The following is an 18,952-nucleotide window of genomic DNA, read 5'->3' on the forward strand; positions in this document are numbered from 1 at the left end:
AGTGAGCGCGACCGCTGGTCAGGCCGCCGACGGGGTACGCAGCCTGGCGGACCGGTTCGGCATCGAACCGGGGATGGTCGTCATGGAGATGGGGTACGACGACGACGTCGACCAGGATCTCCGCGACGCCCTGACCGACCGCTGTGGAGATCTGGTCGACGAGGACACCGACGAGGTGGTCGACGCGGTGCTGGTGTGGTACCGCGACGGCGACGGTGACCTCTTCGAGCTGCTCGTCGACGCCCTCGGCCCGCTGGCCGACAACGGGGTCGTGTGGCTGCTCACCCCGAAGGCGGGGCGCGAGGGGCACGTTGAGCCGAGTGAGGTCGCGGAGTCCGCGCCCACCGCCGGCCTCCAGCAGACCTCTACCGTCAACGCCGGCCGGGACTGGAGCGGCGCCCGCCTGGTGCTGCGCCGAGGGGCCAAGGCCAAGAAGTAGCCCGCCATCGCTTCCTCGCGCCCGGCGGTCCGCACCGCCGGGTGTGGCAGGCTGGCGTCATCCCCCGACTCGACCCCGAGGAGTCCGCATGCCGATCGAAGTTGGCGCCGAGGCGCCCGACTTCGTGCTGAAGGACCAGAACAACCAGGAGGTCCGCCTGTCGGACTTTCGGGGCAGGCGCACCGTGCTGCTGGTCTTCTACCCGCTGGCCTTCACCGGCACCTGCCAGGGCGAGCTGGCCGAGGTGCGGGACAACCTCGACGAGTACGTGAACGACGACGTCCAGGTGCTGACCGTCAGCGTCGACTCGGCCTACAGCCACAAGATCTGGGCCGACCGGGAGGGCTACCAGTTCCCGATGCTTGCCGACTTCTGGCCGCACGGCGCCGTCGCCCAGGCGTACGGGGTCTTCAACGACGTGGCCGGCTTCGCCAACCGGGGCACCTTCGTCATCGACAAGGCCGGCGTGGTCCGCTTCGCCGAGATGAACGGCCCCGGCGAGGCCCGCGACCAGCAGGGCTGGCGCAAGGCCATCGCCGACGCGACCGCCGGATAGTGGTACGCCGTGCGGCCGGGCCGGCGGCGAGCAGGTAGGCTTGCCAGCCACCGGCCCGCCGCACACGGGCGATCCGGGCGCGTAGCTCAGTGGGAGAGCACCCGCCTTACAAGCGGGGGGTCGCAGGTTCGAAACCTGCCGCGCCCACCACCCCTTCCCCAGCAGCACAAAGCCGCCCCGAGAAGATAAGTTCCGGAGCGGTGACAGCAGTGGTGGTCAGCCGTCCGTCGAGCTTCCCGGACGAACGCCTGCCGCATGGCATGAGCTTGGCGCGAGCAGGTCCGGACTCGGCAGTTCACGGCCCGGCTATTCCGCGACGAAGACTCCCACGCCGGGCAGGGTCTCAGTCATACCCTTGATCCGTAATACCTGCATGGCACGGTCGATCACCGGCTCGGTGACCTCGTAGTGCTCGATCAGCTCCCGCCGACTGGGCAGCTTGGAGCCGGGCTGGAACTCGCCGGACGCGATGCGTTCGGCGAGGTCGTCGGCGATCTGTTCGTAGCGGTAACGCGGTGGCACCTGGTTCTCCTCGGTTGGCAACACGAGTAGACCACCTACGTCAGCCCTTGACTACCCAACGGTACCTGTGGGAGGTTGCCGAGGAGGTCGATTCCCTCGGTTGGCGCTGTGGGCCGCCCTCGCCGGCGTGGATGTCCGGCGCGTCCCCGCGTTCGGGCATCCACGCCTCCAGATTGCTGCGGCACGAGGAGGCGGCAGTGCGTCCTTTGACTTGGGCAGCACGGCAGACCACGGCGCGAGCGGGAGTGGCGAGCTGGTGAAGCGAGTCTCGTACGACGAGTACGTCTTGGTGGTGGCGCTGACTTTGGCTCGCCGTCACCGGCCCGTCTGGTCCTGGCGGCATTGGCGGCGCATCTGCCGCTGCGGAGGCGAGCTGCCGTGTCGAAGCCGCCACCGCATTCCGATCAACCGCGGCCACTGGCCCAGCCAGGACGGCCCGTCGTGACCACTCACCACCCGGTCAGGCCGGCCTGGACGTGCGGCGGCTGTGCGGAGGAGTGGCCGTGTCAGACCCGGTGCCGGGAGCTGCGAGCCGAGTACGACCGAGCCCGGGTGTCGCTGGCTCTCTACCTGGCCGACCACCTCGTCGACGCCGCCCAGGACCTGGCCCACGTTCCCGCCAGCCACCTGCACTACCGCTTCCTCGGCTGGACCCGATGAGCATCCTGCGGCCTGGCGACGAGAAGTTCCACTACAGCGACGGCTCCCACAAGTGGATCCCACCGGACCCGGACTACGACCAGGAAGTCTGGGATGAGCAGGTCCGCCAACACAAGCGGGGCCACCTCAGGAACGAGCGCCCGAAGGTTCGCATCCAGCGCCTCGTCCGACGGCGGCGATGTCAGGACTGGGTGCGGGTCCACTGCTGGTTGGTGCCGCTTCCGCAGGTGTACTGAGTGATGTCGGTGCCGTCTGCGGTGCCGCTGCTCACCACGTCCAGGCACTTGCCGCTGTGTCGGGCGCGCAGCTGGTAGTAGGTGCCGGTGGCGACCCACTGCCACTGCTGGTTGGTGCCCCCGCCACAGGTGTACTGAATGACGTTGGCGTTGTTGGCGGTGGAGGCGTCGGCGACGTCGAGGCATTTGCCGCTGTTCTGGTTGACGATCCGGAAGTAGCCGCTACCGGCGTCGCGGAACTCCCACTTCTGGTTCGCGCCGCCGTTCCAGGACCACTGTTTGACTTCGGCGTTGTCGGTGACGGCGTGGTCCAGCACGTCGACCACCTTGCCGCTGTTGCGGTTGGTGATGCGGTAGTAGGACGGCGCCTGCCCGGTGACGGTGCCCGTGACGGCGTCGATGGTGATGGTGGGATACCAGGTCAGGCTCATGGTCGTGGCGGAGGGGAAGTCGATCGGCAACCACACGTACTGGGAGTCGTTGACCGGCCCGCCCCAGGCGCCGGCCCAGCGGTCGCCGAGGTAGAGGTAGCTCGTCGTCGACGTGCCCTGGATGGGGAGCACGAAGGCCGGCTGGGAGCGGTAGGTGGTCGAGTCGGCGACGTTGGTCATGCCGGTCCACGGACCGGAGATGCTGGACGCTGTGGCGTACCTGGCCTGGTTCGGGCTCCAGCCGGTCAGGCCCGAGGTGAGCAGGAAGTAGGTGCTACCGCGCTTGAACAGGGCCGGTGCCTCACGGTTGCCGTCGTTCCAGAAGTTGCCGACCAGCGTGGCCACGGTGAGGTAGTCGGCGGTGAGGCGGTAGATGAGGAGGTCGCGGTTCTCGTCGCCGGCGGAGATCATGTAGGCCGTACCGCCGTCGTTGTAGAGCGTGATGTCCCGCGACATGTTGCCCAGCGGCCGGAAGCTGCCGTGGTAGGTGTAGGCGCCGTCCACGGTGGCCGAGGAGGCGACGGCGGCCCTGGCCTCGCCGTAGTCGGAGCCGTTCTCCTTGTGCATCCACATCACGTACCGGTTGGTGCTGGCGTTGTAGATGACCTTCGGCCGCTCGATGTTTGCCGATTGCAGTTCCGCCGCCGACGACTGGGTCAGAACGTTGTTGCGGAACTCCCAGTCGCGCAGGTTGGTGGAGCGGTAGACGGAGACCGCCCGGAACGTGTTGTTGGCGTTGCGGTTCTCACCGAACCAGTAGTAGTAGTCGCCGACCTTGAGCACCCCACCGCCGTGCGCGTGCACCAGGTTGCCGGCGGTGTCGGTGAACTGCGTGCCGTTGGGGATCGCGACCGGCTCGGCCTGGGCCGGGGCGGCGGCCAGGGTGGTGACCGCCACGATCGCCGTTCCGGCCAGGGTGAGCGCTGCCACCAGGGATGGCAGCCATCTGTTGCGTCTCACGACGTTCGTCCTTCCGTGGGCGGGCGGCGACCGCCGCCGGCATCGGGGCGGCACCCGCGGACTCCGGCGCCATTGGTCAATCCATTCATCAATCTACATCTATCGTCGCCGTCGACGACCTCATCCGCCGGCTGGTGCCGTTGGGAGAGCCGGTGAGTCCGACCGGGGTCAGGCGCGATCCGCGACAATCACCCGGCTGCGGGCGAGTGACGTGGCACGGCGGATCGGCAGGGCGAGCGCCCGCGCCGTGTCGAGCAGGTCGTGGTCGCCGGTGACGGTGAAGCCGTGTCGGGCCAGCAGGGCGGTCATGGCGGCGGGCGTCCAGGTCGAGCGCCATGGCTCGGTCGCCCAGAAGCTGCGCCGGCCGGTGGACGCCATCAGCAGCCGTGCGACGAGCCGGCCCAGCGTCAGGGATTTCCCGGGCAACTGGAAATTGACGACGAGACGGCTGTGCGGTGCCGAGCAGGCGGCGATCGCGGCGACCGTCGTGGACACTTCGGCCCTGGTCAGATACGGCACGACGCCTTCCCAGATCCACGTCGTCGGCTCGTCGGGGCGGTGCCCGGCGGTTGCCAGCGCCTCGGCGAGCCGGTCACGGCCGAAGTCCACCGCCACGAACGTCGGTGCGGTGCCCGGCAGACCCTCGGCGCGTTCACGTTTGTCGCGTTGGCTGCTCGGCTGGTCGACCTCGAAGACCGCCTTGTCCGCGAGTTCCGGCATCCGCCAGGCGCGACCATCCAGCCCGGCCCCCAGGATCACCACCTGGGAGCTGCGGTGGTCCCGTACGGCGTCGTCGATCGCCACAGTGCGGGGCACCATCATCTCGGCGCAGGCCCGGACCGTCTCGTAGTCGACCCGTTGCCGCCACGGCTGGGGAACAGCGGCATCGCGTACCCACTGGACGGCCTCGCGCTCGTCGGCGCGGAGCAGGCGCGCGGCCGTCGGGTCCGCGAACCGGCCGACAGCGATCAGGCCGTCCGCCGCCGCGCGGCCCTGGCAGACGAGCACCGCCGTACGGCTCGCGGCTGGCGTCCTCGGCATCGCTCGCGCTCCTGTCCGTGTCACCGGCATCGGCTCTGCGTGCCGACGGTACCGCCCCGCGGAGCCGGTCGGCCCGCCGGACGAGGTGCGTCGCGATCATCACTTGACCGCGCCGGATAGCCTTCGCGGTCATGGGCGCGATCAAACCGTGGCACCTCGCGGTCCTCAGCATCTGTTGTCTGCTGCCGGCGGCGGTGGCTGTCGCCGGTGGCGTGTGGGCCGTACGCCGCAACCGCACCCGGCGCTGACCCGACGCGCAGCCCGGCCAGCCTGTTAGCGTCGACGGCCATGACGAACGTCGACGAGCACGGTCATCCCGAGCCGCCCGTCGCGGGCGACGAGACCGCCACACTCCTGGGCTCCCTGGACCGCCAGCGCGCCACACTGGCCTGGAAGACCGGCGGGCTCGACGCCGCCGGCCTGCGGGCGACGCTCGGCCCGTCGTCGATCACCCTCGGTGGGCTGCTCAAGCATCTGGCGCTGGTCGAGGACCTCTACTTCTCGCTCAAGCTGGCCGGACGTTCACCGGGGCCGCCGTGGGACACCGTCGACTGGGACGCGAACCCCGGCTGGGAGTGGCGCTCCGCCGCCGAGGACACCCCCGAGCAGCTCTACACGCTGTGGCGGGAGGCCGTGGCCCGGTCCCGGGCCACGGTCGGCGAGCTGCTCGCCGACGGCGGCCCGGAGCAGCTCGCCCGGGGCGAGTGGCCCGACGGTCGGGTACCCAGCCTGCGCCGGGTCCTGGTCGACCTCATCGAGGAGTACGCGCGGCACGTCGGGCACGCGGACCTGATCCGGGAGTCGGTGGACGGGCTCACCGGCGAGGACCCGCCCCGCTGAACGCGGCCCGCTGCGACCCGGCCCGGGGCACCGCCAGAATGGACGCGTGCAGGACACTGTCGCCGTCGCGCTGATCACCTCACTGTCCACGTTGGGCGCCGCGGCCCTGACCGGGCTGATCGGCGCGCTCAGCACCCGCCGGCAACTCGCCCACCAGCTCACCGTCGCCCGGCAGGAGAGCGCCGACCGGTGGGCGACCCGGCGTGACGAGTTGCGCCGCGACGCGTACATCGGGTTCCTCGGTGCCTGCGACGCGGCGTACCGCCGGCTGGACCGGCGGTGGGTCGAGCCGGGCCCGGACGCGGTCAGGCCCGGCTACGACGAGACGTACGCGGCGATGCGCGCGGTCGACGAGGCGTACAACCTGGTGTTGGTGGAAGGGCCGGCGGACGTCGCGTCGGCGGGCCGGTCGGTGCTGGCCAGCCTCACGACGGAGTACGCCGAGCAGCGCCGCCTCGCCGACGAGCCGGGCGACGAGGCGGCGCCGCTTCGCGACCGGCACCGGGAGCGTTGGCTCGCGGCCATCGAGGCACGGACCAATCACCGCGTCGCGTTCGTCGACGTCGTGCGTCAGGTGCTGGGCCGGGAGGGGTGACGCGGGCCGGCGGGAGGCGGGGTGGGCCACCTCAGCTGGTGAAGCCCCCGTCGACGTTGACCACCGCCCCGGTCACGAAGCCCGCTTCGGGACTGGCCAGGTGTGCGACGGTCGCCGCGATCTCGGCCGGGCGTGCGTAGCGACCGACGGCGGTCCGTTTTCCGCCGCCGGTCAGGGACGCCCTATCCTCGGGACGGAGCGTACGGGGGAGCGTGATCATGGAGCTGGCAGACATCGACGCGGTGCTGTTCGACATGGACGGCACGCTTGTCGACTCCGACGCCGCCGTCGAGCGTGCCTGGGAGCGCTGGGCGTCCGAGTACGCCGTCGAGCCGGCGGCGGCGCTCGCGATCGCGCACGGCAGACCCGCCGATCAGACGATCCGCCGGCTCCTTCCGTCGCTCGACGACGCGGCGGTCGCCGTGGCGGCGGCCCGGCAGTTGGCGTTGCAGTACGACGACCTGTCCGACGTGACAGCCACCCCGGGCGCCCTCGAGCTGCTGTCGACGGTGGCCCGGTTGGGGATGCCCTGGGCCGTGGTGACCAGCGCCGATCTCCGGCTGGCCGAGGCCCGGCTCGGTGCCGCCGGCATCACCGCGCCCGTGCTGGTCACCGTCGAGGACGTGCGCGCGGGCAAGCCGGCCCCGGAGGGCTACCTGCGCGCCGCCGCGCTGCTCGGCGTGCCACCCGCGCGCTGCCTGGTCGTCGAGGACGCCGAGGTCGGGTTGCAGGCCGGGCGCGCGGCCGGCGCGATGACCGCCGCGCTCAAGGGACTCGACGGCGACCTGCGGCTGGTCGACCTGACGCAGCTGGCGTACGGGTTGGCGTCGGCGCCCACGGCACGCTGACCGGCAGCACCGCGGTACCGGCACCGGCAGCGCGACGGCGTCGACCTGCCGCGTCAGGCGAGCCGCTGGGCCAGCCAGGGGAGCAGGGCGTCGGCCTGCGCCTGCTGGAACGCCCGTACGGTGGGGATGCCGGCCGGCGGCGGACGGCGGGCGCTGTCGGCGAAGAATCCGGCCAGCCCGGCGTACACCCCGGTCAGCGCCGCCGGGTCGACATCCGCGGTGAGCGGCAACCGGCGCAGCATCGCCTCGGTGTCGTGCCCGCCGTGCAGTCGCACGTTCACCAGCAGCAACGCGGTGTCCAGCCAGGCCGGCCCCCGGCAGGCCCACGGCCAGTCGACGACGGTCACCGTGCCGGCCGCGTCGATCAGCAGGTTGTCGGCCCGTACGTCCACATGGCAGAGCGTGTCCCCGCTCAACGCGGCGACGCCCTCGTCGGCGGCCGTCCGCAGCTCGTCGAGGTGCGCCCGAACCCACGGATCGAGTCGTGGCGGCGGGTCGGCGGCGATCCGGTGCCAGCCGGCGAAATCCCCGGCCAGCAGCTCGGCGGCCGCCGGGACGTGCGCGACGGGGTTCGGGGTGAGCGCGGCGGCCAGCGCCTCCAGGGCGCCCAGCACGCGGGTCAGCTCGTCGACCCGCCACGGGGTGCTCGGGTGCCGTCCGTCCACGTCGGAGAAGACCAGCGCCACCCACTCGCCGTCGTCGTGGCAGCCCAGCAGGCGGGGCGTCGGCGCTGTCGCGGGTAGCGCGCCGGCGGTACGGGCCTCGGCGCGGTGCAGGACCGGGCTGTCCGGGTTCAGGGCCGAGCTGACCGCCTTCACGAAGGCCCGCCGGCCGGTCGCGGTGCGGACCCGGTCGGCGGTGCCCGGCGAGAAGCCTCCCGACTGGGACACCGCCTCGATCACCCGGTCACCGATGATGCCCTCCACCGCGGACCGGACCGCCGCCGGCAGATCACCCCAGCCGATCCGCGTCACTGTCCCCTGCATCCCGCCACGGTGCGCCCGGCCCGCCCGACGAACAACCCGTTTTCCGGGCATGTCCGGGCGATCGGCCGGGTCGAGGCCCATCTCGGGTATCACGGTGGCGGCGCCGCGCGTGGTTCTGCTGCACTACGCGCTGAGTGAGACGTCGAAGGGGAGGCCCCGGTGGAGTTGACATTGACGCCGATGACCGAGCAGGAACTGGCCCGGCTGTGGGAACCGCTGGAGGTGGGCTACGCCGAGGATCTGGCCGCGCACCGGGGCATGACACCGGAGGCGGCCCGGGAGCGGTCGGCGCAGCAGCTGCGGGAAGGGCTGCCGGCGGGCGCGGCCACCGAGGGGGTACTGCTGCGGATGGCGCGGGTCGACGACACCGAGGTCGGGTGGATCTGGGTGAGCCTGCCCGGGGTGGGCAACGCGGGCGGCCCGACCCGGGCGTGGATTCAGAACATCGAGGTGCATCCGGAACACCGGGGGCGTGGCCACGCGCGGCGGATGATCCAGCTCATCGAGGCCGAACTGGCCGAACTCGGGGTGCCCGAGCTGGGGTTGAACGTCTTCGGTACGAACACCGTGGCGATGGGGCTCTACCGGAGTCTGGGCTTCGAGGTGACCGCGCAGCAGATGGCCAAGCGCATCGACCCGACGGACTGAGCCGGGACGGTCCCTCGGGCAGGACTGTTCGCCCGACCAGCGGGAAACCGCTGCGGACCGCACCCGGGGAGGAGCGACGGATGACGCATGGCGCCGGACTGACCATCGGTGTGCTCGGCTCGTACGGCGGCCGGAACCTCGGCGACGAGGCGATCCTCACCGGCCTGCTCACCGATCTACGCACGCAGGAACCGAACGCCCGGATCATCGTCTTCTCCCGCAACCCGGAACACACCCGGGCCGCCCACCCCGACGTGGAGGCGGTGCCCTGGGAGGGCGTCAGCCGTACCGACTCGGCGCTGGTGCTCGCTCAGCTCGACCTGCTCATCCTGGGTGGCGGCGGGATCCTCTACGACCGGGAGGCCCGCCGCTACCTGCGGGTCGTCCGGGTCGCCCAGGAACGGGGCCTGCCCCTCATCACGTACGCGGTGGGAGTCGGGCCGCTCAGCGACGCGGTCGACACCGGGATGGTCCGGGAGACGCTCGCCGGCGCGACCCAGGTGACGGTCCGCGACCAGGAGTCCCGGATGGTCCTGGAAGAGGCGGGACTGCTCAACCCGATCACTGTCACCGCCGACCCGGCGTTCCTGCTGCAGCCGGCCGACTTCCCGGCGCACCTGCTCAGCGAGGAGGGGGTGCCGGCCGGGAAGAGGCTGGTCGGGATCAGCGTGCGCGAGCCGGGACGGGCCGCCGAACGCCTCGACGTCGACGGTTACCACCGGCTGCTGGCCCAGATCGGTGACTTCCTGGTGCACCGCATCGACGCGTACGTGCTGTTCGTGCCCATGGAACGCGACGACATCCGGCACTCGCACGGGGTGTTGTCGCACATGGTCGCCGCCGAGCGGGGGCGGATCCTGCACGGCACCTACTCACCGGAGCAGGTGCTCGGGCTGATGCGCCACTTCGACCTGGCCGTCGGCATGCGCCTGCACTTTCTGATCTTCGCGGCGATGGTGGGCACGCCGTTCCTGCCGTTGCCGTACGCCGGCAAGGTCTTCGACCTGGCCCAGCGGCTCGGTGTGCCGGCGCTGCGGGGCGTGGAGCGGGAGGTGGAGGGGCCGCTGCTGGCCGAGGTCGACCGGCTCTGGGACGAACGCGAGGAACGTGCCGAGGCCACGGCCCGGCGGGTCGCGGAGGTCTGCGAGCAGGCGCGGGGCACCTCGGAGGTCACCCGTGGCGTGCTGGACAGGCTGCGCACTCAGTCCCTCACCCGGGTCTGACCCGGGATCACACCGCCGGCCCGGTCCACCGGTAGCGCCACTCGCGGCTCTCCTCGCGGGCGGACTCCAACTCGTAGATCTGCGCCCCCGCCAGCCCACCGGACCCGATGTGGTGGTGGGTGAGCGGCGGGCGGCCGTTGGTGTCCAGCTCGACGGTCACGGTCTGCCCGTCCGCCGCGCCGCCGACGAGGAGGATCTGCACGGAGGAAGCCATGCGCCCATCCTGCCCGTCGCGACGGCACCTCGCAGCGGGATGCGGGGCAGCGCGGGGGCCCCGACGTGGTTACGGTCGGCGAATGACGGAGCAGACCATCGATCCGACGCTCGGCCCGGTGCTCGCCCGCGTCGGGGACGAGCGCGCCGTGCTGACCTCGTTCCTCGACTTTCACCGTGGCGTGCTGCTGCGCAAGCTGCGTGGCCTGTCCGACGCCGACGCGGCCCGCCGGCTGGTGCCCTCCGCGACCACGCTCGCCGGGCTGGTCAAGCACCTGACGCTTGTCGAGCGGAACTGGTTTCCGGTGCTGCTCGCGCCCGAGCCGGGTGACGTCTACCTGAACTCGGAAGAGGACGCGGTCGCGAGCTTCACCCTCGACGAACGCGACACGCTCGACGGGCTCGTCGAGGCGTACGAGCGGGCCTGCGCCCGGTCCCGGGAGGTCGCCGCGCGTTTCGACCTCGACCACGTGGTGCCGCACCCGCAGCTCGGTGAGGTGTCGGTGCGCTGGATCCTGGTCCACCTGATCGAGGAGACCGCCCGGCACGCCGGTCACGCCGACATCCTGCGCGAACTGACCGACGGGTCGACCGGCGCGCTCTGAGGCCGGCCGCCCCGTCGTCATCCGGCGGGTAACAGGCCCGGCGGATACTCCATGCCGTCGTGGGCGCAGGCCGCTGCGGCGACCCGAGCCGCGTACCGGGCCGCCTCCGTCAGGGGCTCGCCCCGCAGCCTGCCGGCGATCAGCCCGGCCGCGAACGCGTCGCCGGCCCCGTTGCTGTCCACCACCGGTCCCGGCGCGGCGGCGGGCGGCACCACCACCCGCGTGCCGTCGCCCGGGTACAGCTCGGCGCCGTCCGCGCCGCGGGTCACCACAACGGTCCGGGGCGCCAGCGTGCCGGCGAGCGCGGCGGCCCGCTCGCCCAGCCGCACCCCGCTGACCAGGACCAGATCGGCGGCCTCGGCGAACGGCCGGTGGTAGGGGTTCGTGCCGTCCCAGTCGTGCAGGTCGGTGGAGAGCGACACGCCCGCCGGGAGCGCGGCCCGCACGGCGGCCAGCGACGGCACGACCCAATCCATGATCGACAGGTGTACGTGCCGGGCGTCCGCGACCAGTTCGGCGATCTGACCGGGCGAGAACGGCGGTTCGCCCTGCCACGGGCGTGGGTCGTACAGCGAGGTGCGCCGACCGCCCGGGTCCACCAGGTTCACCGACCGCCGGGTGCCGCCGCTGTCCTGCGCCAGCACCGCAGGCACCCCGGCCCGGGTCAGCGCCGCCCGGACCAGATCGCCGGCCGGGTCCGCACCGAGCGTGTCGACCACCCGGACCCGCAGGTCGAGCGCCCGGCCGGCCAGCGCCACCCCGGCGCCGGTGTTGCCGATCCGCAGCTCGATCGGTTCGACGGTGTGCGAGTCGGCGGCCGGCAGCGGCAGCGCGGGCACCCGAACCCGCACATCCACCCCGAGCCCGCCGACGACCAGGAGATCGACCATGGTGCCGACGCTAACCCAGCCCGGTGCCGGGTGCCTTGTCGCCGACGCGCGGACACCCTCACCTGATCAGCACAGCGGCCGCGGGTGTCGTGCGGTGGGCGCTGACGCGCGTCGCACCGGGCCGCCTATCCTGGGCGCGGGCGGCAAAGGGGGAGTAGGTGCTGGTCATCCATGGGCTGTGGAAGCCCGGCGACGACTCGACCACCGGCCTCGCGGTCTGGGCCGAGGACAGCGCCGCGCCGCCGGCTCCGACGCGTCCCGGCCGGCCACCCCGGGAGCGCCCGCACCCCTTCGCCGCCGGCCACGCCGACCTCGTCGCGGCCCTCGCCGACGCGGCCGAACCGGCCCGTCCGGCCACCGCGCTGCTCACCCTGCCCACCCGGGCGGGCGTGCCGACCGACTCACCCGAGCTGATCCGGACCGCCGTCGCACCCCCGGCCCGCGGCCGGCTCACCCTCGCCGCGTGGCAGGTGCCCACCCTGCTGTACGCCCCGGACGACGCCCTTGCACTGCTGCGCGCCCTGGACGACCTCCCGGCGGTGCCCGGGGCGACCCTGCGCCACCTCGCCGAACTGGCCGACTTCGCCGCCGACCTGGTCGCCCGGGGCCGCGTCCTGCCCGGCGTCCACGCGCCGGTCCACGCGACCGCTGCCGGCCCGGTTGCTGCCGGTGGGGCCGGGTCGGCGGCGGACCGGGCGGGCCAGGTGGTCGCGCGGGCCGTCTGGCGTCCGCTGTTGACCGGCACCGACGCGGTCTGGGCGCGGTCGCTGGCGCTGGCCCTACCGCCCGCCGCCCGCGCGGCGGCCACGTCCGGTGCCACCGAGGTGACGGGTGCGGCGCTGGTGGCGGACGCTCTCGACGCGCTCACCGACGCCGCCGCCCGGGTGGCCCTCGCGGCCACGACGCTGGCCCGAGGGGTGCGTCCCGGCGGGCCCGCGCCGGCCTGGTTGGCCGCGCTCGCCGGCCCCCGCCGCGACTTCACCGTCGACCGGGCCGCACTGGACATGCTGCGCGCCGAACTCGACGACTGGCAGCGCGACGCGGCAGGCGGTGCCGTCCGGGCCAGCTTCCGGCTGGTGGAGCCGGCGCCCGACGAGGTCACCGAGCCGATCCTGGCCACCCGCCCGCTGCCGGGAGATGCGCCGCTCACACTCGCCGCCAGCCGGACCGGCGACGCCGTGCCGTCCGCCCCTGCCCCGGGCCGGCCGGGCGGCGGTGCGCTGCCCGAGGGTGGCGCGACGGAAGGCGGCGGTGCGCTGGCCGCGGGTGCCGCGACGGAAGGCGGCCGTCGTCCTGGCGAGCCGGTCGGCAGCGGCCCGGCCGGGTCGGCGGAGGCCAGCGAGGACGCGCCGGCCGTCGGCGCACGGTGGCGGCTGGAGTTCGGGTTGCAGGCGGCCGACGAGCCGGGGCTGCACATCGACGCCGGGGAGGTCTGGCGGTCGCACACGCTCGACGGTCTCGCCGACCGTACGGCCAGCCCGCAGGAGACCCTGCTCGCGGAGCTGGGGCGGGCCAGCCGGCTCTGGCCCGACCTGGACGCCGCGCTGCGCACCGCAGCACCCGAGGCCATGGAGTTGGACGTCGAGGGCGCGCACCGGTTCCTCAGCGAGGGCGCCCCGGTGCTGCACGCCGCCGGTTTCGGGGTGCTGCTGCCGTCGTGGTGGCGGCGTCCGTCGGCGCGGCTCGGCGCTCGGCTGCGCGCCCGCAGCCGGACCGCGCCCGGCACGGTGGCCAGCACCGAGGCCGGAGTCGGGTTGGACGCGCTCGTCGACTACCGCTGGGAGGTCGCGCTCGGCGATCAGCCGCTGTCCGCCGACGAGCTGGCCGCGCTGGCGGAGCTGAAGACCCCGCTGGTACGGCTGCGTGGCCGGTGGGTGGAGCTGGACCCGGGTCGCCTCGCGGCCGGTCTGCGTCTGCTGCGCTCGGCCGGCGAGCTGACCGTCGCCGACCTGTTGCGCCTCGGACTCGCCGACGGCGACGACACCGAGGCGCTGCCGGTGCTGGAGGTGACCGCCGACGGGGCGTTGGGCGACCTGCTCGCCGGTGCTGTCGAACGCCGGCTCACCCCGCTCGACCCGCCGCCGGGCTTTGCGGGGACGCTGCGGCCGTACCAGCGGCGTGGACTGGCCTGGCTGGCGTTCCTGCGGTCGCTGGGCCTGGGCGGCGTGCTCGCCGACGACATGGGGCTGGGCAAGACCGTGCAGTTGCTGGCGCTGCTCGCCGGGGACCCGCCGGACGCCGGGCCAACCCTGCTCGTCTGTCCGATGTCGCTGGTCGGCAACTGGCAGCGGGAGGCCGCGAAGTTCACGCCCGGGCTGCGGGTGCACGTACACCATGGGGCGGAGCGGGCGCGGGGGGCGGAGTTCACGACTGCCGCGCACGGCGCGGACCTGGTCCTCACCACCTACTCGGTGGCCGCGCGCGACGCCGTCGACCTGGCCGGTATCGACTGGCACCGGGTGGTGGTGGACGAGGCGCAGGCGATCAAGAACGCGTCGACCCGGCAGGCCGAGGCGGTCCGGGCGCTGCCGGCCCGACAGCGGGTGGCGGTGACCGGTACGCCTGTGGAGAACCGGCTCGCCGACCTCTGGTCGATCATGCAGTTCGCCAATCCGGGGCTGCTCGGCCCGGCCGCGACGTTCCGCAAGCGGTTCGCCGAGCCGATCGAGCGGCACGGCGACGCCGAGGCCGCCGAGCGGCTGCGCCGGATCACCGGCCCGTTCGTGCTGCGCCGGCTCAAGACCGACTCGTCGATCATCTCGGACCTGCCGGAGAAGCTGGAGATGGAGGTGCTCTGCAACCTCACCGCCGAGCAGGCCGCCCTGTACCGGGTGGTGGTCGACGACATGCTGGCCCGGATCGAGACCAGCGACGGCATCGAGCGACGCGGGCTGGTGCTGGCCACCATGACCCGGCTCAAGCAGGTCTGCAACCACCCCGCCCAACTGCTGCGCGACGGCTCGGCGCTGGAGGGCCGCTCCGGAAAGCTGGCCCGGCTGACCGAGATCCTGGAGGAGGTGCTCGCGGCGGGGGAGCGGGCGCTGCTGTTCACCCAGTACGCGGAGTTCGGCGCGATGTTGCGCGGTCACCTGTCGGCGCGGTTCGGCCGGGAGGTGCTGTTCCTGCACGGTGGGCTCGGCAAGGCCGAACGGGACGCCCTGGTGCAGCGCTTCCAGTCGGCCGACGGGCCGCCGCTGTTCGTCCTTTCCCTCAAGGCCGGTGGCACCGGGCTCACCCTGACCGCCGCCAACCACGTGGTGCACGTGGACAGGTGGTGGAACCCGGCGGTCGAGGACCAGGCCACCGACCGGGCGTTCCGGATCGGGCAGCGCCGGCGGGTGCAGGTCCGCAAGTTCGTCTGCGCCGGCACCGTGGAGGAGAAGGTCGCCGCCATGATCGCCGACAAGCGCGCCCTCGCCGAGCGGGTGGTGGGCACCGGCGAACAGTGGATCACCGAGCTGTCCACGGGGCAGCTGCGGGAGCTGTTCGCCCTGGAAGCCGGGGCGGTGGTGGAGTAGTGAGCACCGACCGGTTCGCCGACTACGGGAGACCCCGCAAGGTCGACGGCGGGCTGCGGGCGCGCAGCGCCAAGGGCGCGATCGGGCGGTCCTGGTGGTCCCGGCGCTTCCTGGAGGTGCTGGAGTCGTTCGCGCTCGGCACCCGGCTGACCCGTGGCCGGTCGTACGCGCGGGCGGGCCAGGTGCTCCGGCTCGACATCGCGCCGGGCCGGGTCACCGCCCAGGTGCAGGGTTCCCGGCCCCGGCCGTACGAGGTGTCCATCGCGCTGGCGGCGTTCCCGGCCGAACTCTGGACCCGGGTCGAGGACGAGTTGGCCGGGCAGGCGTTCTTCAGCGCCCGCCTGCTCGCCGGGGACCTGCCCGACGAGCTGGAGGAGCTGTTCGTGGCGGCGGGCGCCCCGCTCTTCCCGGCCGCCGTCGACGAGCTGACCCAACGCTGCAACTGCCCCGACTTCGCGGTGCCGTGCAAGCACCTCGCGGCCACGTTCTATCTGCTCGCCGAGGCGTTCGACGCGGACCCGTTCGAGCTGCTGCACTGGCGTGGTCGCTCGCGGGCGGACCTGCTCGACCGGTTGCGCGCCCGGCGGGCCGAGGCCACCGGCACTGCGGTGTCGCCCGCGCCGACCGCCACCCGTGACGAGGACGGGTCCACATCGGACGACGTTCCGTCCGCGGTGGACGCCCTGCCGCCGGTCGGTGCGGCCCGGGCGCTTGCCGGGCTGGCGGTCACCCCCCTCGCGGAGGCGGCAGACCGCTTCTGGGCGTCGCCGGTGCCGCTGCCCGACCGGCCGCCCCGGCTGGCTACCGGGCCGGATCTCCTGCTGCGCCAGCTCGGCCCGCCGGCGCCGGCCATCGGAGGGCCGGGCCTGCTGGAGCGGCTACGTCGCGCGTACCGGGCGTTCGGCCCGGGGTGAGCGGTCACGTCCAGCGGCGGCGGAACCGCCACATGATCGCCGCGTTGGCCACCAGCACCACCGCGCAGATCGCGCCGGCCAGCCGGCCGGCGAACACGGCCATCGCCGGGAGCGACGCCCACAGCACGATGGTCAACAACATCAGGTAGCGGCCCCTGCGGGCTCGGACCCGGTGGTCCAGCCGGGCGAAGAAGGCCGGGTCACTCTCCCGGAGCTGACGGGTGATCTGGTCGAACCTGCGCTGATCCTCTTTGCTGAGCATGGCGCTGCCTTCCCCTCACGCGTTCAGCGGTTCGGCGGCATACCCGCTGCGGCGGCGGCTCACGCTCGCCCGCTCCTCCTACTTTTCCCAGCGTGAGGACACCTCACGTCCGGCTTAGCCGAACCTTAAGTTTGCCTGTGGTGGTGAACGGCGCGGAACGTGTCGCGTACGGCGGTGTGGTCCGATCCGTACCCGGCTGCCGCACGTCCGCCCTGCTGGGAAGGTCCGAGCCCGGCCCGGGTCGCCGGCCCGCCCCGAAGGCTGTGGTGAGGGCTGTCTTAAGTGCCCTCACCGGCGAGTTCGGCTCACCTTGAAGGCACCTGAGCGCTTGGTTACCTTGCCGTAGCAACCCCCTCAGGCAACAGTCGCCGCACCTGCCGCACCCGCTCGGTCGCAGCTTCCGGCGCTCATCAGAAATCGGGATTGGTACATGGCCGACCAGAATGTGCCACCACGTCGACCGCGGGACGACCGCGGCTGGGACGGACGCCAGCACCACACCTCGGACAGCTACGGCGACCCCACCGCCTCCGCGTCGTACGGATACGACTCGCCCCACCCCTACCAGGGCGGCTACCCGGCGCAGGGCGACCCGCGCGAGCAGTACGGCGACGGGTACGCGCACGCCGGACAACCCGCCCCCGCCCCGCGTGGGCCGCAGTGGGTCGGCCCGGAGGGTCTGGGTCGTCCGGCCCCGGCGCGTCCGGCCGGCGCCGGACTGCCCACCCTGGACGATGACGACGAGCCGGGCCGCAAGGTCGGCCGGCGCAAGGCCATTGTCGCGCTCGGTGGCACCGCCGCCGTCGTGGCCGGTGGCGCGGCGCTCGCCATGACGCCGCAGTTCCGCAGCCTCTTCGGTGACGAGGCGGCCGCGGACGCGACGGGCAGCACGGTGACCGACGGGACCGCGGCGCGGCCCAGCGGCCAGCAGCCCAGCACGGTGCGTACCTACACCGAGCAGAACGAGAGTTACATGGGCTCTCGGGCCGGCGAGGCGCTGAAGAAGAACGCGCCGACCGGCGGCCGGACCTTCTCCGGCCCGGCGGCTGCCGCCGCGGAGACCAAGGTGACCGTCAAGACGGTGCTCGCCAAGGACCCGATCCTGCACCTGGCGCGGCGGGCCACCTTCGGCGCGACGCCCGCCGTGGTCGCCGACATCAAGCGCCAGGGCATCGACGCGTGGATCCGCGGACAGCTCGACCCGGACAAGATCGAGCCGAGCAAGGCCGAGCTGAAGCTCGCCGAGCTGCCCACCCAGACGCTCTCCGTCCAGCAGTTGCGCGACCAGCGCGACAAGCTCAACGACCAGGGCGCCCAGCCGGAGCGCGAGGTCGTCGACGCCACCCTGGCCCGGCAGATCTGGTCGAAGCGCCAGCTGTTCGAGGTGATGGTCGACTTCTGGAACGACTTCCTGCACGTCGCCGCCGACTTCGACGGCGGCGAGGTGTACCGCACGTCGTTCGACAAGGACGTGGTGCGCAAGCACGCGCTGGGCAGTTACCCCGAGATGCTGGTCGCGGCGAACAAGCACCCCGCGCTGCTGATCTACCTGAACCAGAAGGACTCCCGCAAGGACGCGATCAACGAGAACCTGGCCCGGGAGAACCTGGAGCTGTACTCGGTGGGCGTCGACGGTGGCTACACCGAGAAGGACGTGCGCCAGGCCGCCATGCTGCAGACCGGCCGTGGCGTCGACGACAAGGGCCAGTACGTCCTGCGCGTCAACCAGCACTACATGGGCAAGGTGAAGGTCCTCGGCTTCACCCACGCCAACACGTTCAGCATCAAGGACGTCAACAACCCGACGGCCAAGGAGATCGCCGCCGTGGACGCGGCGATCGACAAGTACATCACCTACATCGCGCTGCACCCCTCGACCGCGAAGTACGTGGCGCAGAGCCTCGCGACCCGGTTCGTCTCGGACACCCCGCCGAAGTCCCTCGTGGACCGGCTGGCCAAGTCGTACACCAGCAACAACGGCATGATCAAGCCGGTGCTGATGACGCTGTTCAGCTCGTCGGAGTTCTGGGCGGCGGTGGGTCAGAAGGTGCGCCGGCCGATGGAGTACCTGGTCGGCACGTACCGCGCCCTGGGTGTCTCGCCGGAGGCGTCGGCGAAGAACGACAACGGCGACAACAAGCGCACCCCGTTCGCCCGGGGCCTGCGGCAGATCCACGACAAGCTGCGCGAGCTGGGCCAGTACCCGATGGGCCAGCCCACCCCGGACGGCTACCCCGACGTCTACGTCGCGTGGACCTCGGCCGGCACGATGGTCAACGGCTGGAACGAGGCCGGCGAGATCGTGGCGGGCTACCGCACCGTCTTCACGTACACGGCGCCGGAGAAGCTGGTCGCCAAGCCGCCGGCCACGGCCGGGGCGTACGTGGACGCGCTCTCGATGCGACTGGTCAACCAGAAGCTGAGCACCCGGGAGAAGAACCTGATCCTCGGCGTGGCCGGCGTGCCGGCGACCGCCAAGGTCGATGCCACGTTCAACGGGGCCATCACCGCCGTCGCGCGGGCGATCCTCGCGTCCCCCCAGCACCACCTCCGGTGAGGCACCCG

General features: G+C 72.7%; 18 protein-coding genes, 1 tRNA gene and 1 pseudogene. 12 read left to right on the forward strand and 8 right to left on the reverse strand.

Going from position 1 to position 18,952, the window contains the following annotated elements; translation table 11 throughout:
- Position 1 precedes the first annotated feature (1 nt).
- The 3 genes from AB0B39_RS21025 (at position 2) to AB0B39_RS21035 (ending at position 1,145) form a co-directional block, all read left to right on the forward strand.
- Positions 2-439 (forward strand): DUF3052 domain-containing protein, encoded by a 438-nt coding sequence (locus AB0B39_RS21025; RefSeq protein WP_030330240.1) that lies wholly within the window; start codon positions 2-4, stop codon positions 437-439.
- 88 nt (positions 440-527) lie between these two features.
- On the forward strand, positions 528-995 hold the full coding sequence (locus AB0B39_RS21030) for a peroxiredoxin (protein WP_357496510.1): 468 nt from the start codon (positions 528-530) through the stop codon (positions 993-995).
- A gap of 75 nt (positions 996-1,070) precedes the next feature.
- Positions 1,071-1,145 (forward strand) — tRNA-Val (locus AB0B39_RS21035).
- Positions 1,146-1,301: 156 nt separating this feature from the next.
- On the opposite strand, the gene AB0B39_RS21040 is transcribed toward AB0B39_RS21035, so the two are convergent.
- From AB0B39_RS21040 to AB0B39_RS21050, 3 genes are all read right to left on the reverse strand, one after another.
- Positions 1,302-1,541 (reverse strand): winged helix-turn-helix domain-containing protein, encoded by a 240-nt coding sequence (locus AB0B39_RS21040; protein WP_357496512.1) that lies wholly within the window; start codon positions 1,539-1,541, stop codon positions 1,302-1,304.
- 817 nt (positions 1,542-2,358) lie between these two features.
- Positions 2,359-3,804, reverse strand: a complete 1,446-nt coding sequence (locus AB0B39_RS21045) for an RICIN domain-containing protein (RefSeq protein WP_357575129.1) — start codon at positions 3,802-3,804, stop codon at positions 2,359-2,361.
- A gap of 168 nt (positions 3,805-3,972) precedes the next feature.
- Positions 3,973-4,845, reverse strand: a complete 873-nt coding sequence (locus AB0B39_RS21050; RefSeq protein ID WP_357575130.1) for a class I SAM-dependent methyltransferase — start codon at positions 4,843-4,845, stop codon at positions 3,973-3,975.
- 288 nt (positions 4,846-5,133) lie between these two features.
- Here AB0B39_RS21050 and AB0B39_RS21055 point away from each other — a divergent pair, with 288 nt between their 5' ends.
- Both AB0B39_RS21055 and AB0B39_RS21060 read left to right on the forward strand, forming a co-directional pair.
- Positions 5,134-5,685 carry a DinB family protein gene (locus AB0B39_RS21055; RefSeq protein WP_357496520.1) on the forward strand — a complete coding sequence of 184 codons (552 nt, stop codon included), beginning with the start codon at positions 5,134-5,136 and terminating at the stop codon, positions 5,683-5,685.
- Between the two features lie 46 nt (positions 5,686-5,731).
- Positions 5,732-6,280 (forward strand): hypothetical protein, encoded by a 549-nt coding sequence (locus AB0B39_RS21060; RefSeq protein WP_357575131.1) that lies wholly within the window; start codon positions 5,732-5,734, stop codon positions 6,278-6,280.
- Positions 6,281-6,311: 31 nt separating this feature from the next.
- Here the strand turns inward: AB0B39_RS21060 and AB0B39_RS21065 are convergent.
- Positions 6,312-6,518, reverse strand: a pseudogene (locus AB0B39_RS21065) (SDR family oxidoreductase); the annotation flags it as partial.
- On the opposite strand from AB0B39_RS21065, the gene AB0B39_RS21070 reads away from it, so the two are divergent.
- On the forward strand, positions 6,499-7,128 hold the full coding sequence (locus AB0B39_RS21070) for an HAD-IA family hydrolase (protein WP_357496526.1): 630 nt from the start codon (positions 6,499-6,501) through the stop codon (positions 7,126-7,128). The pseudogene AB0B39_RS21065 and the gene AB0B39_RS21070 sit on opposite strands and share 20 nt — an antisense overlap.
- A gap of 53 nt (positions 7,129-7,181) precedes the next feature.
- On the opposite strand, the gene AB0B39_RS21075 is transcribed toward AB0B39_RS21070, so the two are convergent.
- A complete protein-coding gene (locus AB0B39_RS21075; protein WP_357575132.1) occupies positions 7,182-8,114 on the reverse strand; it encodes a phosphotransferase in 933 nt (310 codons plus the stop codon).
- A gap of 159 nt (positions 8,115-8,273) precedes the next feature.
- On the opposite strand from AB0B39_RS21075, the gene AB0B39_RS21080 reads away from it, so the two are divergent.
- Together AB0B39_RS21080 and AB0B39_RS21085 are read left to right on the forward strand one after the other, a co-directional pair.
- Entirely contained in the window at positions 8,274-8,762 is a 489-nt protein-coding gene (locus AB0B39_RS21080; protein ID WP_357575133.1) for an N-acetyltransferase, read from the forward strand.
- Positions 8,763-8,842: 80 nt separating this feature from the next.
- On the forward strand, positions 8,843-9,985 hold the full coding sequence (locus AB0B39_RS21085; protein ID WP_357496532.1) for a polysaccharide pyruvyl transferase family protein: 1,143 nt from the start codon (positions 8,843-8,845) through the stop codon (positions 9,983-9,985).
- Between the two features lie 7 nt (positions 9,986-9,992).
- Here AB0B39_RS21085 and AB0B39_RS21090 read toward each other — a convergent pair whose 3' ends face one another.
- The gene (locus AB0B39_RS21090; protein ID WP_357496534.1) at positions 9,993-10,199 is read right to left on the reverse strand and encodes a hypothetical protein; all 207 of its coding nucleotides are present in this window, start codon (positions 10,197-10,199) and stop codon (positions 9,993-9,995) included.
- Between the two features lie 82 nt (positions 10,200-10,281).
- On the opposite strand from AB0B39_RS21090, the gene AB0B39_RS21095 reads away from it, so the two are divergent.
- Positions 10,282-10,803, forward strand: coding sequence for a DinB family protein (locus tag AB0B39_RS21095; protein ID WP_234589233.1), 522 nt, complete (start codon positions 10,282-10,284; stop codon positions 10,801-10,803).
- 17 nt (positions 10,804-10,820) lie between these two features.
- Here AB0B39_RS21095 and AB0B39_RS21100 read toward each other — a convergent pair whose 3' ends face one another.
- Positions 10,821-11,693, reverse strand: a complete 873-nt coding sequence (locus AB0B39_RS21100; RefSeq protein WP_357575134.1) for a PfkB family carbohydrate kinase — start codon at positions 11,691-11,693, stop codon at positions 10,821-10,823.
- A 158-nt stretch (positions 11,694-11,851) separates the two neighbouring features.
- Here AB0B39_RS21100 and AB0B39_RS21105 point away from each other — a divergent pair, with 158 nt between their 5' ends.
- Positions 11,852-15,211 carry a DEAD/DEAH box helicase gene (locus tag AB0B39_RS21105; RefSeq protein ID WP_357575135.1) on the forward strand — a complete coding sequence of 1,120 codons (3,360 nt, stop codon included), beginning with the start codon at positions 11,852-11,854 and terminating at the stop codon, positions 15,209-15,211.
- On the forward strand, positions 15,211-16,125 hold the full coding sequence (locus AB0B39_RS21110) for an SWIM zinc finger family protein (RefSeq protein WP_357575136.1): 915 nt from the start codon (positions 15,211-15,213) through the stop codon (positions 16,123-16,125). Before AB0B39_RS21105 ends, AB0B39_RS21110 begins: the two co-directional genes overlap by 1 nt.
- Before the next feature lie 4 nt (positions 16,126-16,129).
- Here the strand turns inward: AB0B39_RS21110 and AB0B39_RS21115 are convergent, their stop codons facing one another.
- Complete coding sequence (locus AB0B39_RS21115) at positions 16,130-16,387, reverse strand: DUF3040 domain-containing protein (RefSeq protein ID WP_234586377.1); 258 nt, start codon at positions 16,385-16,387, stop codon at positions 16,130-16,132.
- Between the two features lie 430 nt (positions 16,388-16,817).
- Here AB0B39_RS21115 and AB0B39_RS21120 point away from each other — a divergent pair, with 430 nt between their 5' ends.
- Positions 16,818-18,944: a DUF1800 family protein gene (locus AB0B39_RS21120; protein ID WP_357575137.1), complete on the forward strand. Its 2,127-nt coding sequence runs from the start codon at positions 16,818-16,820 to the stop codon at positions 18,942-18,944.
- Positions 18,945-18,952: the final 8 nt, after the last annotated feature.

Origin of the sequence: Micromonospora sp. NPDC049114 (assembly GCF_040648635.1) — a bacterium.
Lineage (GTDB): Bacteria > Actinomycetota > Actinomycetes > Mycobacteriales > Micromonosporaceae > Micromonospora.

Coding starts and splice junctions, on each gene's coding strand:
- AB0B39_RS21030 (WP_357496510.1), top strand. CDS start 528: ATGCCGATCGAAGTTGGCGCCGAGGCGCCCGACTTCGTGCTGAAGGAC.
- AB0B39_RS21115 (WP_234586377.1), bottom strand. CDS start 16,387: ATGCTCAGCAAAGAGGATCAGCGCAGGTTCGACCAGATCACCCGTCAG.
- AB0B39_RS21095 (WP_234589233.1), top strand. CDS start 10,282: ATGACGGAGCAGACCATCGATCCGACGCTCGGCCCGGTGCTCGCCCGC.
- AB0B39_RS21120 (WP_357575137.1), top strand. CDS start 16,818: ATGGCCGACCAGAATGTGCCACCACGTCGACCGCGGGACGACCGCGGC.
- AB0B39_RS21085 (WP_357496532.1), top strand. CDS start 8,843: ATGACGCATGGCGCCGGACTGACCATCGGTGTGCTCGGCTCGTACGGC.
- AB0B39_RS21090 (WP_357496534.1), bottom strand. CDS start 10,199: ATGGCTTCCTCCGTGCAGATCCTCCTCGTCGGCGGCGCGGCGGACGGG.
- AB0B39_RS21075 (WP_357575132.1), bottom strand. CDS start 8,114: ATGCAGGGGACAGTGACGCGGATCGGCTGGGGTGATCTGCCGGCGGCG.
- AB0B39_RS21070 (WP_357496526.1), top strand. CDS start 6,499: ATGGAGCTGGCAGACATCGACGCGGTGCTGTTCGACATGGACGGCACG.
- AB0B39_RS21050 (WP_357575130.1), bottom strand. CDS start 4,845: ATGCCGAGGACGCCAGCCGCGAGCCGTACGGCGGTGCTCGTCTGCCAG.
- AB0B39_RS21055 (WP_357496520.1), top strand. CDS start 5,134: ATGACGAACGTCGACGAGCACGGTCATCCCGAGCCGCCCGTCGCGGGC.
- AB0B39_RS21100 (WP_357575134.1), bottom strand. CDS start 11,693: ATGGTCGATCTCCTGGTCGTCGGCGGGCTCGGGGTGGATGTGCGGGTT.